General features: G+C 55.3%; 11 protein-coding genes. 3 read left to right on the forward strand and 8 right to left on the reverse strand.

All coding sequences use genetic code 11. The features are described from left to right. Positions 1 to 262 precede the first annotated feature (262 nt). Positions 263 to 1,735, forward strand: a complete 1,473-nt coding sequence (locus WBY09_RS17635) for a hypothetical protein (RefSeq protein ID WP_336233439.1) — start codon at positions 263 to 265, stop codon at positions 1,733 to 1,735. Positions 1,736 to 1,801: 66 nt separating this feature from the next. Here WBY09_RS17635 and WBY09_RS17640 read toward each other — a convergent pair whose 3' ends face one another. Continuing rightward, positions 1,802 to 2,476 (reverse strand): DUF5610 domain-containing protein, encoded by a 675-nt coding sequence (locus WBY09_RS17640; protein ID WP_197146951.1) that lies wholly within the window; start codon positions 2,474 to 2,476, stop codon positions 1,802 to 1,804. A 422-nt stretch (positions 2,477 to 2,898) separates the two neighbouring features. Between WBY09_RS17640 and WBY09_RS17645 the strand changes: the two genes are divergently transcribed. Next, positions 2,899 to 5,901, forward strand: a complete 3,003-nt coding sequence (locus WBY09_RS17645) for a leucine--tRNA ligase (protein WP_197146952.1) — start codon at positions 2,899 to 2,901, stop codon at positions 5,899 to 5,901. 72 nt (positions 5,902 to 5,973) lie between these two features. On the opposite strand, the gene WBY09_RS17650 is transcribed toward WBY09_RS17645, so the two are convergent. Then, positions 5,974 to 6,789 (reverse strand): substrate-binding periplasmic protein, encoded by an 816-nt coding sequence (locus WBY09_RS17650; protein WP_197146953.1) that lies wholly within the window; start codon positions 6,787 to 6,789, stop codon positions 5,974 to 5,976. A 159-nt stretch (positions 6,790 to 6,948) separates the two neighbouring features. On the opposite strand from WBY09_RS17650, the gene WBY09_RS17655 reads away from it, so the two are divergent. Next, positions 6,949 to 8,238 (forward strand): nucleotide sugar dehydrogenase, encoded by a 1,290-nt coding sequence (locus WBY09_RS17655; RefSeq protein ID WP_197146954.1) that lies wholly within the window; start codon positions 6,949 to 6,951, stop codon positions 8,236 to 8,238. 10 nt (positions 8,239 to 8,248) lie between these two features. Here the strand turns inward: WBY09_RS17655 and WBY09_RS17660 are convergent, their stop codons facing one another. The 6 genes from WBY09_RS17660 to WBY09_RS17685 all read right to left on the reverse strand — a co-directional run bounded on the left by WBY09_RS17660 (position 8,249) and on the right by WBY09_RS17685 (position 13,834). Then, on the reverse strand, positions 8,249 to 8,617 hold the full coding sequence (locus WBY09_RS17660; RefSeq protein WP_120226580.1) for an MmcQ/YjbR family DNA-binding protein: 369 nt from the start codon (positions 8,615 to 8,617) through the stop codon (positions 8,249 to 8,251). A 62-nt stretch (positions 8,618 to 8,679) separates the two neighbouring features. Beyond that, a complete protein-coding gene (locus WBY09_RS17665; protein WP_197146955.1) occupies positions 8,680 to 9,780 on the reverse strand; it encodes a glycosyltransferase family 4 protein in 1,101 nt (366 codons plus the stop codon). Continuing rightward, positions 9,777 to 10,529, reverse strand: a complete 753-nt coding sequence (locus WBY09_RS17670) for a glycosyltransferase family 2 protein (RefSeq protein WP_197146956.1) — start codon at positions 10,527 to 10,529, stop codon at positions 9,777 to 9,779. Before WBY09_RS17670 ends, WBY09_RS17665 begins: the two co-directional genes overlap by 4 nt. After that, positions 10,522 to 12,036, reverse strand: a complete 1,515-nt coding sequence (locus WBY09_RS17675; protein WP_336233442.1) for a hypothetical protein — start codon at positions 12,034 to 12,036, stop codon at positions 10,522 to 10,524. The genes WBY09_RS17670 and WBY09_RS17675 overlap by 8 nt, the downstream gene beginning before the upstream one ends. Next, on the reverse strand, positions 12,021 to 12,764 hold the full coding sequence (locus tag WBY09_RS17680; protein WP_336233443.1) for a hypothetical protein: 744 nt from the start codon (positions 12,762 to 12,764) through the stop codon (positions 12,021 to 12,023). Before WBY09_RS17680 ends, WBY09_RS17675 begins: the two co-directional genes overlap by 16 nt. Next, the gene (locus WBY09_RS17685) at positions 12,761 to 13,834 is read right to left on the reverse strand and encodes a hypothetical protein (RefSeq protein ID WP_336233445.1); all 1,074 of its coding nucleotides are present in this window, start codon (positions 13,832 to 13,834) and stop codon (positions 12,761 to 12,763) included. Before WBY09_RS17685 ends, WBY09_RS17680 begins: the two co-directional genes overlap by 4 nt. Between the last annotated feature and the right edge of the window lie 34 nt (positions 13,835 to 13,868).

The raw sequence follows: 13,868 nt of genomic DNA on the forward strand, positions 1-13,868 counted from the left end.
GCGTGGACGACCTCCTCCTGAGATCGGCTGAGGGCAATGTTAATTAGATAAAACTTAAATGGCAATATCTAATATTAGAATCTTCTTAATAGTAAGTGTCTGAAAAATATAAGAAATATTCCATCCTATGCGAAAGAGGGGGTGTCTCATACGGATGGAAATCAGCCGTTTTGCGGCTGTTAACTTAAACCCGCGATATCGCGCGCCCTCACAGGCATTTTCGCTCCGCGTCGACAGGGGACGTAACGCGTGAAGGTGCCCGATGGAGCAAGAAAGACAAGAAGGCCTGAACATCTGGCGGTTGGCGGGGTCTTCGATCCTGGCCGGATTGACCTGTGTGCTTTATTTCGGGTTTGTGATTACGCTTTTCGCCGGATTTACCGCCGATATTCAGCGCGATTCCCTGCTGCGCGAACTCGGCGTGTCATCGCCTGGCATGTTGGAACGACTGGTCCTGCAAGCCTTTCACGAGGCCGCGTTGCGCGAAGAGGCCGACATTTTGCGCGATGACATGCGTGCGATTGATACCAGATCCCTTGAAGAGACCCGGAATGGATTGGCCTTGCGCAAGGATGCGATTGCCGCATGGTGGGACGCGTTTGGCAGCTATTCACGGCTTGGCGCAACCGTTGCCAGCAATCGCGATGCATTCGACCCCGACTTCGCAGGCGCGTTCTTAAGCGCGCTCAATGCGGCGCATCAATTTGTGACAAGCCAGCAAACCGCCATGCCGAGCGACGGGTTTTTTGATGTGCCAACCGGCATGGTCGGCGGGGGCGGTACAACCCTTGGTCGCGCCGGATCGCCAATGCTTGATGTCCCCTTCGGGGAAAGCGATGCGGACAGGAAACGTCGCGCAGACGGCATCGACATCATGACCCGGCTTCACGCCCTGCTTGATCACCCGAAATTCACCGACATAGCCCCGGAAACCCTGATGGATCGCGCCCGCCAGCAAGTCGATGCCATCCGAAGTTCAATGATCCGGTTTGACGAGAAAAACGCCCGCGCCCAGATCGAATGGGCCAATATCCGCGCAGAAAACCAGCACGCCGCAAAGCTAAGAACGAGCTTGCAAAATGAGCTGGCCGAGATCGAGGCAGAGATCAGGCGTCAGGACGAAGAGTTTGGCCAGGACACGGTTTCGCTGGTTGCCCTGTTTCAACACCCCGTAGGCCATATGCTGTCCTACTTGATCCAGTTGCCTACCATCATGCTGACCTTGTTGGTCACAGTCGCGGCGGGCGGATTGGGGGCTGTGGTTGCCTTTACCAGACAGAATTTCGGCCAGCCGCCCACGGCCCAAACGCCGCCCAAAACACCGCTTGATGAAAATGCCACGGATCACAACGCCGCAGATCACAGTGCCATGGATCAAACCGCGACGGAGGCAGTACCAGCGCCGCAGGCTGAAACACTGCCGCGGCTTCAGGGATGGGCACAGCTTGGTAAAAGCCTGAAGCCCGCCGCAAGGCTGCTCGTCATGACGGGGGAGGGGATCGCCGCCGCCATGGCCATCTTCCTGTGTACAGAGGCAGGGGTACTGATGGTCAGCCAGGGCGGACCCGACGGATCAGGACAAATCGATATCAGCCCGTTTCTCGTGACCTTCATGGCTTTTGTCTCGGGCTTTATGGCGGAGGACGCTTTTGCGCGTATTCAAGCTGCGGGGCAAAAGCTGTTTCGGGTTACGGATGATCATGATCCCGGTGGGGGTGTCGGGCGGGTGTCGTAACCGGCAAAAGAAAAACCGACCCCAAGGGAGCCGGTTTTAATCTGTGCGAACGAGATGTTTGGAGGGTTAGCCGTTGGTGCCGTAGCGCGGCGCGTTGCGCTGGGCATTGCTGCCCGCTTCGGCGTAGGCTTGGCTGGCCTGTGCGGTCTGGGTGACCTGCGATTGCAGGACCTGTTCATCGCGTTCCGGCGTTGCGGCCTCGGCGGCTTCTTCTGACGCGCTGCTGTTAAACAGCTCGGTCAGGCGCTGCTCGATGCTTTGCAGGCCTTCATTCAGGCGTTCTTCGGTCTCGTTGATATTGCCGTTGATTTCGTCATTCAGCGCGCCCAACCCGTCAAGGATGGCGCGGGCATCTTCAAGGCCGGCCTGAATGCCACGGCTTGCCTGATCAAAGATCTCGCGGGCTTCGGCCTCGGAGCTTGCGTTCGAGGCAATCAGATCGCCAACGCGGGCGAGAATGCGGTCAGCAACGCCTTCTGGCGTGTAATCGTCGGGATTGACACCCTGGATCGACAGGCCGGTGGATTGCAGGCTTTCATTGATTGCGGCAACGATATTGTCCGCCGACAGCCGGTTTGCCGATTCAGAAGACAGCGAAACAGACGTCGCAGCGGCAAAGGCGGACGTGCCATTATTGTTGCCAGCTTTTTCAGTATCGCCCTGGCCCGGCAAATAGGATTGTGCCGAACGCGTAGACGCGCCGGATTGTTGGGATGACAGACCACCAATGGTGATATCCATAATCGTCCTCCCTGGACGGAGAGCTTTGAGAGCTGTGCTGACAATCAGCACTTTTCCAAGCAAGCTTGCGCGGCAGTTTCGCGCGCGAACAAAGACTTGGCAAATTTCACCTTTTAATATGGCATGGATGGCCGGGAAAATCCAGTGTTGTTGTATCAGGGCTGATGTGCAAGTTCGGGTTGATGGGGGCGCGGGTGTATGCATTCCGCGCCGGTTGGCGCGGGCGGTTGGCGGCGGGTGGCGAATGTTTGGCAAAATCGTCGGGTTTTCGCCAGAAATCTCGTTATCTGATGTTGCACGTCGATCAAAGCGCGCTTATGAACACAGCTTAAGAATATTTTGGAACCCGATCCGGGGGAGGCGCGCCATTTGGGCGGCGCCGGAGCCAGGGTCGGCGTTGGACAGGCAGGAGTTGATTAAGCGTGGCGAACTATCAGGAAAGTGCGCGGGTATTTGAAAAGCGCTGGCAGGAGTATTGGCGGGAAAACGATACCTATCGCACGCCAAATCCCGGCGATGCCGATTTCGACGCAAGCAAGAAGAAAAGCGTCATCCTGGACATGTTCCCCTATCCAAGCGGGGTTGGCCTGCATATCGGCCATCCGCTGGGCTATATCGCGACCGATGTAAAGGCGCGCTTTGAACGCATGCGCGGCAAAAACGTTCTGCATTCCATGGGCTTTGATGCCTTTGGCCTGCCGGCAGAACAGTTCGCCATCCAGACCGGTCAGCATCCGCGCATCACGACCGAAGCCAATATCGAAAACATGCTGCGTCAGTTGCAAGTCATTGGCCTTGGTCATGATCCGCATCGCCGTTTCGCTACGACCGATGTCGATTATTACAAATGGACGCAGTGGATCTTCCTGCAGCTTTTCAACAGCTTCTATGACCCGACCGTCGAATGGAAAGGCCCGCAGGGGCAGGTGATCAATGGCCGTGCGCGCCCGATTGCCGAGCTGCGCCCGTTGCTTGAGAGCGGTGAATGGCTGCTTGACGAAGACGGCGTGCCGCAGCCGAAATCGGTGATTGGTGAAGGCACCAAAGCCGAAGGCAAAGAGATTGATCGTGCGATTGATCGCGGGCGTCTGGCCTATGTCGATGAAGTGCCGGTCAACTGGTGCCCGATGCTGGGGACGGTTCTGTCGAACGAGGAAGTCACCAACGAAGGCAAGTCCGAACGTGGTGATTACCCGGTTTATAAACGTCCGCTGAAACAGTGGATGTTGCGCATTACCGACTATGCCGACCGTCTGGTTGCCGACCTTGAAGGCCTTGATTGGCCAAATGGCGTGGTCGAGATGCAGAAGGGCTGGATTGGCCGTTCTGTTGGTGCGCGGGTGAACTTCCCGGTCAAGACCGTTGATGGTGCGGATGAAAAGATCGCGGTTTACACCACCCGTCCGGACACGATCTTTGGCGCGACCTATATGGTTCTCGCACCTGAGCATCCGCTGGTTGATAAGCTTTGCGCCACCGACAAAAAGGCCGATGTTGCGGCCTATCGCGCGCAAGCGTCCGAGCTTAAGGCCGTGTCGGCCAAGGATGATGCCGAGCGTGAAAAGACCGGCGTGTTTATTGGCGCACATGCGACCAACCCGGTCACCGGTGAAGAAATCCCGGTCTGGATTGCCGACTATGTCCTGATGGGCTATGGCACCGGTGCCATCATGGCGGTTCCGGCCGGCGATCAGCGCGACTTTGAATTTGCCCATAAATTTGGCCTGCCGATCAAGGCAACCACCAAACCGTCCGAAGCTTGGCTTAAGGACAACGCACCGGCAGATGCGGCGGATGCTGATGCTACAACGCTTCTGGCGCGCTATGAGGCGGAACCGGGCGCGTTTAAGGTTGCCCAGACCGAAGTGGGCGAGACGATCAATTCCGCGAATGATGAAGTCTCGATCAACGGTCTTTCGACCCCGGATGCCAAGGCCAAGATCATCGAATGGATGGAAGCCAAGGGCATTGGCCGTGGTCGCGTGCAGTACAAGCTGCGTGACTGGCTGTTTTCGCGTCAGCGTTATTGGGGGGAGCCGTTCCCTGTTCTGTTCGATAAGGAAACCGATCAGGTTCACGGCATCGCCGAGGCGGCCTTGCCGGTTGTCCTGCCGGAAATGACCGATTTCAAACCGAAATCAAACGAAGACCCGAATTCCGAGCCGGAGCCGCCGTTGGCACGCGCCAAGGACTGGATGGAAGTCACCGGGATCGTCCTTTCTGATGGTTCGGTTTTGCCGGTCGATGCGGCTGTTGGTTCCAAACACACCCATGACGGTGCGGAATATGAAGTGCGCGCGTTCAAACGCGATGCCAACTCCATGCCGAACTGGGCGGGGTCTTGCTGGTATTACCTGCGCTATTTCGATGCCAAGAATGATGCGAAATTTGCATCAGATGATGCCGCGGCCTATTGGGCGAACAGCACGGATGCGGGTGGCAACGCCCTTCCGGGGGCGGTTGACCTTTATGTCGGCGGGGCGGAGCATGCGGTGCTGCATTTGCTCTACTCGCGTTTCTGGCACAAGGTTCTGTTTGATCTTGGTTACGTCGCAACGCCCGAGCCGTTCCAGAAGCTGTTTAACCAGGGCATGATTACGGCCGATGCCTATACCGATGCGCGTGGTGTTTATGTCGACATCCATGATGTTGAAATGCGCGATGTCGATGGCAAGAAAGTGCCGTTCAACGCCAAGACGGATGAGCAGCTGATTACCGTTCCGGGCAAGATGGGCAAACGTTACAAAAATGGTATCCCGCCCGAGGAAATCTGCGATCAGTACACCATCGATACGTTCAGAACGTACGAGATGTATATGGGGCCGCTTGATAGCTCCAAACCGTGGCAGTCGGATGCGATTGTTGGCATGATGCGCTTCCTGTCGAACGTCTGGAAAGTCACGACCCAGATGGAGCGGACCGATAGCGTTGATGGCAAGATCGAGACGCTTCTGCACAAGACAATTGCCAAGGTGACTGGCGATATTGCCGACCTGCGTTTGAATACCGCAATTGCGGCATTGATCGAACTTACCAATGCGCTGACCAAGCAGAATGCGGTGCATGATGATCATGCCAAGGCCTTGGCATTGATGGTCGCCCCGTTTGCCCCGCATCTGGGCGAGGAGCTGATGAGCCGGATGGCAGCGGACGAGTTCGGTGCCAAGAAATCGGTGATCAAGTTCGACTGGCCGGAATTTGATGCCGAAAAGGCCAAGGATGACGAGTTCGAAGTGCCGGTTCAGGTCAATGGCAAGAAGCGTGGTTCGGTCATGGTGGCAGCCGATGCCGATCAGGCAACGGTCGAGGCGCTGGCCAAGGCCGATGAAAACGTTGCCCGCCATCTTGAGGGCAAGGAGATCGTCAAGGTGATCTATGTTGCCAAGCCGACGCCGAAACTGGTCAATATCGTGGTGAAGGGCTAAGCCCAGACCGCGAGGATGGATTTTACGAGAAGGGCATGTTGCTTCGGCAGCGTGCCCTTTTTTCGTCGCGGGTTAGCGGTCTGCAAAGATGGCCTTGGGATCGCAATCGCTGATGATTGCGGAGGATGGCAATTCGCGTTCAATGATCTCCTGATCTGGCAGGAGGCTTGCGCGGCCAAACAGTTTTGCCAGGCTCCCGTCGCACAGCATTTCGTAGATCGCCTTGTTAAAGGCCTTGCGGTTTTCAATACCGGCAAGATCGGCCTTGAACAGGATCAGGACATTTTCGCTGGTGACCGGATCCTCGGTGACAGAGATGGTGTCTTCAAGGCCAAGCAGCTTTCGGACATGGTTGCCCGAAAAACGTTCGATGATGGCGGCATCGAGGCGGTTGCTGGCAATCATGCGCAACAAAAACGCATCGTCGGGCACGCGCTCAAGGTTGAGTTCCTGACGATCTAGAATGTAGTCAGGGTAATGATAAGCGGCCAGCCCAACGCGCGTGCCATCAAGGTCTTCGAGCTTGGTGACATTGCCATGACCAAATTGATTAGTGCTGTAAAAAATCAGATTTTCGCGGCGATAAAACGGGACAGAGGCCAGCGAGACCGGAATTTCAGAAAGCGACGGATATGCGCCCAGCGCATCATATTTACCGCTTATGAAGTCCTGTACCGCGCGCCGTACCGGCAGAATGTCAATTACGACGTCAGTGTCCGACCGCCTTGCTATTTCCGCATACATATCAATGAAAACACCGTGATCCTTGCTTTCTGCCATCAACGGAATATAGGGAAAAACCACCCGGATTGGTGACGTTGATGGTCTCGCCAGTGCATGACTGGTGATCAGAAGCAGACAGCCAAAGGCGAGGAAGACAAAGCGCATCAAAATAAGGTCGCAAGTTGCAGAGCATGAGAAGAAACTAGATCACGTTCCGGGAGACGGCACAAGGGCGCTCTCTTTTGCCGCAAAGCGCTTAGCAATTGACGGGGCATGGTCGGCTGGCTACAAATCGGCGACCAGATTATTTGCAAGGTTTTACCAATGAGCCACGGGCGCAAGATTTCAGTTATCGGTTTGGGCTATGTCGGATTGCCGGTGGCGGTTGCATTTGGCACATCATGTGGTCGCACTGTTGCCTTTGATATCAATCAGGCGCGCATCGCCCAGCTTAAAGCGGGACATGACGCGACGGGCGAAGTCGATGACCATGAACTTGCCGCAGCCGATCTTTTGTTGACCGCGGACGCCAAGGATCTCGCGCAAGCCGATTTCCATATCGTAACCGTGCCGACACCGATCGACAGTTCCAACCGTCCGGATCTGTCGCCGCTGCGCTCTGCTTCGAAAACCGTTGGCGCCATCCTTAAAAAGGGCGACATTGTTGTTTACGAAAGCACGGTTTATCCGGGGGCGACCGAAGAAGAATGTGTGCCGATCCTCGAAGAACTTTCGGGCCTGAAATCGGGCACCGACTTCACGGTCGGCTATTCTCCGGAACGTATTAACCCGGGTGATCGCGAACACCGCTTTACGACCATTACCAAGGTTGTATCAGGCCAGGATCAGGCAACGCTTGATATCGTCGCCGATGTTTATGGCAGTGTGGTGACCGCTGGAATTCACAAGGCGCCGACGATCAAGGCGGCCGAGGCGGCGAAAGTGATTGAAAACACCCAGCGTGATTTGAACATCGCACTGATGAACGAGCTTTCACTGATCTTTGACCGGGCTGGTATCGATACCCGCGACGTGCTTGAAGCTGCAGGCACCAAATGGAATTTCCTGAAGTTCACCCCGGGTCTTGTCGGTGGGCATTGCATCGGTGTTGACCCCTATTACCTGACCCATAAATCCGAAGAGCTCGGCTATTATCCGCAAGTGGTTTTGGCCGGTCGCCGGGTTAATGATGGTATGGGCGATGTGGTGGCCAACAAGGTTATCCGGGCACTACTGCGTGAAGGGGCAACCAAGAACCCGACTGTCACGGTACTTGGTCTGACCTTTAAGGAAGACGTCCCTGATATTCGCAATACGCGTGTGATCGATATCGTTCGGTCACTCGAAGAGGCCGGGGTCACTGTGCAGGTCCATGACGTGCATGCGGATGCTGGCGAAGTGGCACACGAATTTGATGGCTTGAAGCTTTGCTCGGACAATTGCTTGGAACCCGCCGATGCGGTCGTTCTGGCCGTGTCGCACAAGGAGTATGTGGCTAAGGGCTGGCCGCTTGTCAGCAGCTTGCTTAAAGATGGCAAGGGTTTTGTTGCTGATGTACGTGCGGTTTTGCCGCGTAATGCTGTGCCGACCGGCATCGACCTGTGGCGTCTCTAGGCTTCCGCTCCTATTCGTCCTGATAAAGATCAAGCTCGCGCTGCAGTTTTTTCGTCAAACCCTTGGCGACGATGCGGTGCGAGCTTTTTAAATGGTCCTTCAAGTCATCATCGCTCAAGCCCGGCGCATCATAGTGTTGTATCCACTTCATGCCGCGCGATGCCAGATAGGGCGCAGGACGCAGGCCAGGCATATCTTTCAAGACCTCATAGCCGATTTCGGATGTCTTGAATGTGACACCCAATGTCTCTTTTGTGGCCCAGCCACCAATGGCGAACACCTTGCCGCCGACCTTCCAGACATCCGCGTCCCCCCACTGAACAACGTGGGTTGTCTGTGGCAGGGATTTGCAAAAGGCGTTGAATTCGTCCCGATCCATTCTGGCCATCCTGTTCATGCGTTTGCCGTCGGTGTTGATGGTACGCAATCGCCCACGGCACGTCAGTGATTTTCGATAGTGCTGTGAACCAGTTGGCGCAGTTTTTCGGCAAACCTGTCTTGGCGGAAGTTCTGTCGGCACATCTGATAGGCGGCATCGCGCATTGTGGTTGTTTTCTCCGGTGAACGGATTGCTGCGCTGATCGCATTTGCCAGTTCTTCAGGGTCTTGTGGCGGACAAAGCTGACCGGTTTCACCGTCCCGGACAAACTCGGGCAGGGTTGCGATGTCGCTGGTGATCACTGGCACATTGGCCGCCATGGCTTCGAGCACCACAAGTGGTTGGGCTTCGTTGGGATAGTGGCTGGGAAAGATGAAGAGGTCGGAGTTTTCAAAGGCTCCCTGCCGTTCAGGATCGGAAACCGGCCCCAAATATGACGCTGCCGTATGCATCTGATATTTTTCAAGTAATGTGGCGAGCTCGGCTTTGCTGATGTCGCCTTCGGCCCCGGCAATCGTCAAATGGCAAGCGACATCTTGGGCGTGCAGGATCTCACAGGCAGCAAGCAGGGTTTCGATGCCTTTGGCCTGAAACAGATTGGACAGCCATAAAAGCCGGATCGGATCATGGGGCACCCATTGTTTGGTGGCTGGGCCGACGAAGGCACTATCATCCAGGCAGTTGGCGATGATGGCAGACTTGCAATCAAGGCCTTCTATTTCGGCGCGTAAGCTCTCGCCGAGCAGGATGACGGTTTGCCCTTTAAAAACCGTCTTCTGAAGCAAGTCAGACCATTTTGATCTTCGCGTTTCGGGAAGACGGCGACCGTGCAGGTGCAGGATTGTGGGCACTCGCAGGAGCTTGGCCAAAAGCACATAAATGCAGTCGCGATAATAGGCGAAACCATTTGGTGCAAAGCAGATATAAAGCGCCTTGGCGCTTGGCAATGCAAAGATCAGGCGCAGCAGTAACCAAACTGCCAACCCGATCTTGCGCAGCGAAAATTGATTTACGTCGGACAATGTCCGGGCAAAGCGCATTTCAATGACATGCAAATCAAAGTCTTTCGCCAAGGCCGTAATGGCAAACTGGTTCATTTGGGCCGCCCCGTGCATGGGCGGTGGCAACTGAACCATGGCGATGATTTTCGGGCGGTTGGTCATCGAACGTCCCTTGCCGAAAACAATTGCAAGTCGCGAAGTTTGGCAGCTGCGAGCCAGATCGAACAAGGCAGGTCAGGTCGATAACGCGCAAGAACGGAAGCACGTGTTTTCTGATAAAGCGCGTTCGGTATCCTTGCGAAATGGCGGGTGCCCGCATCAAGGGTACGTTCGATCAGGCGCCTGTTAAGTCGACTGATGCGGGCCTTGGTAACACAGCAGGCGCGCAGATAAAAATCCAGATCAATGCAGCAGGGTAAATCCGTCGCATAACCACCCGCACGCGCCCAGACAGAGCGATGCATGACAAGTGACGAATGATGTAGTGGATTACTGAAACAAAGCCGTGCGGCTGAAAAGTGCTGGACGGCTGCCATAGTCGGTCGCCACGGATCGGACATGGCGCGCGCGAAGACAAGTTGATTGTGGTTATTGCAAAGCACATCAACTTGCCGATCCAGTCGACTGGCCAAGGAAATGTCATCGATATCTTGAATGGCAATCAGATCGGTCGGGCTGTTCTCAATCGCGAGGTTAAGTGCAGCACCGCGTCCAATTTTGCCGGGATAAAGGACGATCAGTCTCGGTTCGTTGTGCCAGTCTGATGGCGTTGCAAGGGGCGCGGTTGAACCGTCATCGACAATAAACGCATGATCACGGGGACCGAGTATCTGGCGCAGATTGCCGAAATAGCGATCCATATGGGCGTCGCCATCGCGCACGGTCGTGATGATGGTGATCGGCTCACGCATCAGAATCTCCCCATGAGATGGCTAGAGTGACGTTATGCCCTTGCCCTGTCTTCGCACTGATCCTTGTTGCCGGACCAGCAGCGCTGAATGTTGCTTGTGGGATCATGTGAAGCGGGGCGCTTGCGATCAGCTTTATTCCGAGTTCTGGACAGATGATGGTGTTTTTCGCGATCTGGGTCAGGCCGATGTTGCCATCAATCAGAATTCGGAACAGTTCGACTTCGTTAGCTGCGCAGTCGGGAATCTGATCAGAGACAATAACACGCGCGTTTTGAAACTCGATCGTTCGATGACCAACAATACCTGCAAGCTCGAAACTTACATCAATCTTGTTCTCAGATATCTGGCGGGTTTGAAGAAAGCGGGAGAATTCTGTCTCGCCAATCGCGGGAAGCGGCTGTGAACCTTGATCATAAAGGCTTGCTGCATTCTGTTCGCCGCCGGTTGGTGGCAATAAGAGGCGGGCAGATTTTCCTTGGCCCGAAACAATGACGGGGGTGCCGGAGACATCAAAATTCTGTCTGCCACAAAGCGTCATTTGCGCGTGATAGTACGAGGATGAAAACTGCGTGATTATGTTTTTCGCGGTAGTTTCCGGTGCGTGTGACCGGATCTTTGGGGCTAGCAGTTGTGAGGCCTTCAGAAGCCAATAGCCAGCAAAGGCAAGGTAATCATCGTGGCGGTTATAGCTGTACCATCCCGGTGTTTGTGGATTTTCGGGGCCGGGGTTTTCGGGCAAGGGGGCAGGGGCGAGCAGGTTGAGCGGCAGTTCACCTGCCGTGAGACCAGCATCTTCCAGCCGATGCAGGATTGCCTCTGCTTCGTTGTGGGAGCCGGTTTTTAACAACACATAAAGCCCGCAGGCCGCGCCAAAACTCTGCCCCGCACCACGTCCGAGCAGATTGACAAAGCCATGCGTGCCGGCAAGTTGTGCCAGCATTTCGGTGGCCCGGTTGGCAATCCGTTGATGGCGTTTATGGGGACTGTCAGACAGAAGAGCTGCACAAAAGGCGTGGTATTGTGCGGAGAAACAGTCTGGTCTATCCATGAAAACCTGTGCACGCCAATAGCGAAGCAAGATGAACGCGAAATGGGCGTGGTTGAGGAGCTTTGCGGTTAGTCCAGCATTTCGTTTCTGTCGATTGATCAGCCCAAGTATTTGCCAGTTGGCGACATCTGGGCATTGCTGTTTGGCGCCCTGAAGGATGTCGGCGATGGTATCCGATGACAGGCCCGGCGTATCCAGCAACGCATATTCGATGAATTCGCGGTGCCAGGTTTTATCGCGCGGCTCTGATTTCAGGGCAGGAAGGGCGCGGTCGATATTGGGGCCAAACTTAACAGGATCAATCCGGTGCCAGAGATTGACGGCAAAGGCCTTGGCGTAAAAATCCGGCTGTTCAAAATGCCCCGTCTTCAGTTGACGTGTTGCAAGATTGTTTGCAATCCGCTTGGCCAGATTGAGGCAGCGTAAGCGAAGCGTGTCTTGGGTTACTGAAAGTGACATGTCACCTCCATGGACAAGGATCGGCCTGCTTTGAGGCAGTTCAGGGGTACGGCCTGAATTTCCGGACAGTGACGGCCCATGCGTTCGCGCAAGCGCCAGAGCAGCTTTTTGAAAACAGGTATACGCCAGAGCAAAGCTGATAACCAACCAGGTGCAGAAAGCGTGAAAAATCGGTTTGCCCAGCGCAGCCAGACCCGATCAACCGGATCACTTGGCAGCAGGCGGGCATGAATGATCCAGTGATCGTCGCGATCGCGCAGATACATGTATGGGTCAAACCGGCCCACCCCATCGGCGTGATCCAGTGTCACGGAAATGATTGCGCCATCCTGCCCGATCAGTGCGACCTCATTGGTTGGATAAAGACGGTATTTGTCGCTGTTGGTGTGGTGAACTGTTTTGTCTGCGATGCGCCCGTGTTTGATGGCAGTTTTGTCAAATACCAGCCGGATGACGGCATCTTGCAGCAGGATATCGTCGAGTGCCTGAATGCATAGCTTAAGCCCGATTGTGTTTGGGTTGCGCTTGCGGGTTTCGTACGCGATACGTATTCGACCCCCGGAAAGGTGCCAGATATCGCCGATCTGTTTCGCATTTCGCGGTTGGTCGGTGAGTGTCACAAAGGAATGCTGGTCCGAGCATTCCAGACCCCACGAGCCAAAGGTGATGTCACCATAGTGGCCTCTGATCAGCATATTATTTGTGATGGTGGTGGTCAGTTGCCTCATGCCACGACCTGCCGTCTTGTTGCAACTTTCTGGCAGGCCAGCAGGATCAGAACCAGACAGACCAAGCGGACCTCGATCAGTTTCATGATGTCGGATGCGAGGTCGCTGGCCGGCATGGCGAATGCCGTGATGATCATGAGCGCAAGGCATCCCCAACCCAGCCATTTCACCGTTGATAACTCCTGCAAGATCAGGATTTGTCGGGCGATGAACGCCATCAATACCGGCCAAGCTGCACCGACCTGAAGGATCGTGATCAGATCATCTGATGGGCTGCTATAGAACAGATCGGCCAATTTGTCTGGCAGGAACAACAGCAGGCCTGCGATCAATACCATTGGTGCCAAAAGCCAGATGTCACGGAGTTGCCCCACCTCATTTTTGGCAAACAGGGTTGAGGTAATGGCCGCAATCAGACCGGCGCAAAACAGGAAAACGCGTTGCGCCAGAAACAGCGGATCGTTGTCTGCGCCCAACAGGACAAAGTCGAGATTTGGCAGAAACCCGGCGAGCAGGGTAAAGCCGACAAGGCCGAATACGCTGGCCGTAGGGGCCAGTGGGCCTTTGGTGGAGGATTGTTCAAATGCAAATACTGTTGCGAGGGCAAGGCTTGCCACAGAAACCGCAGGGGCAATGAGATAAAGCGCCAAATCTGAAGGGTTGAGCGACGCCCAAATCGCCACCATTATCCCGCATGCCTGACCAATAACCGCAATCATGCCAAGCCGTGAAAAGCGGGTTTTGGCCGCAATCATCCAGTCGGGCGAAAGGGCGGCGGCAAACGGGATCAGGATAAGTGGCCAATATTGCGCAAGCGGAACGCTGCTTGTCGTAACGATCAGGATCGAGGCGAACCCTGCAATCAGGCACCTTGTTCCGACAACATGTATGGCCTGTCCAAAGGCCGCATTTTGTGCCAGTCGTACCAGAAGCGGACCACTGCCAGCCTGCGTCGCAGTAACCGCAAGACCGACCATGGCGAGCAATTGGAAGTAGGTGCCAAGATCGGCCTCTGAATAGGCATGACCGATCAGAACAAGGATTGCCATGCCGCCCAGCCGCGCAATCATATTGGCCCCGATCATCCACATTGGATATAGGCGA

The organism is Thalassospira sp. CH_XMU1458 (genome assembly GCF_037027205.1).
In the GTDB taxonomy this organism is placed as follows: domain Bacteria; phylum Pseudomonadota; class Alphaproteobacteria; order Rhodospirillales; family Thalassospiraceae; genus Thalassospira; species Thalassospira tepidiphila.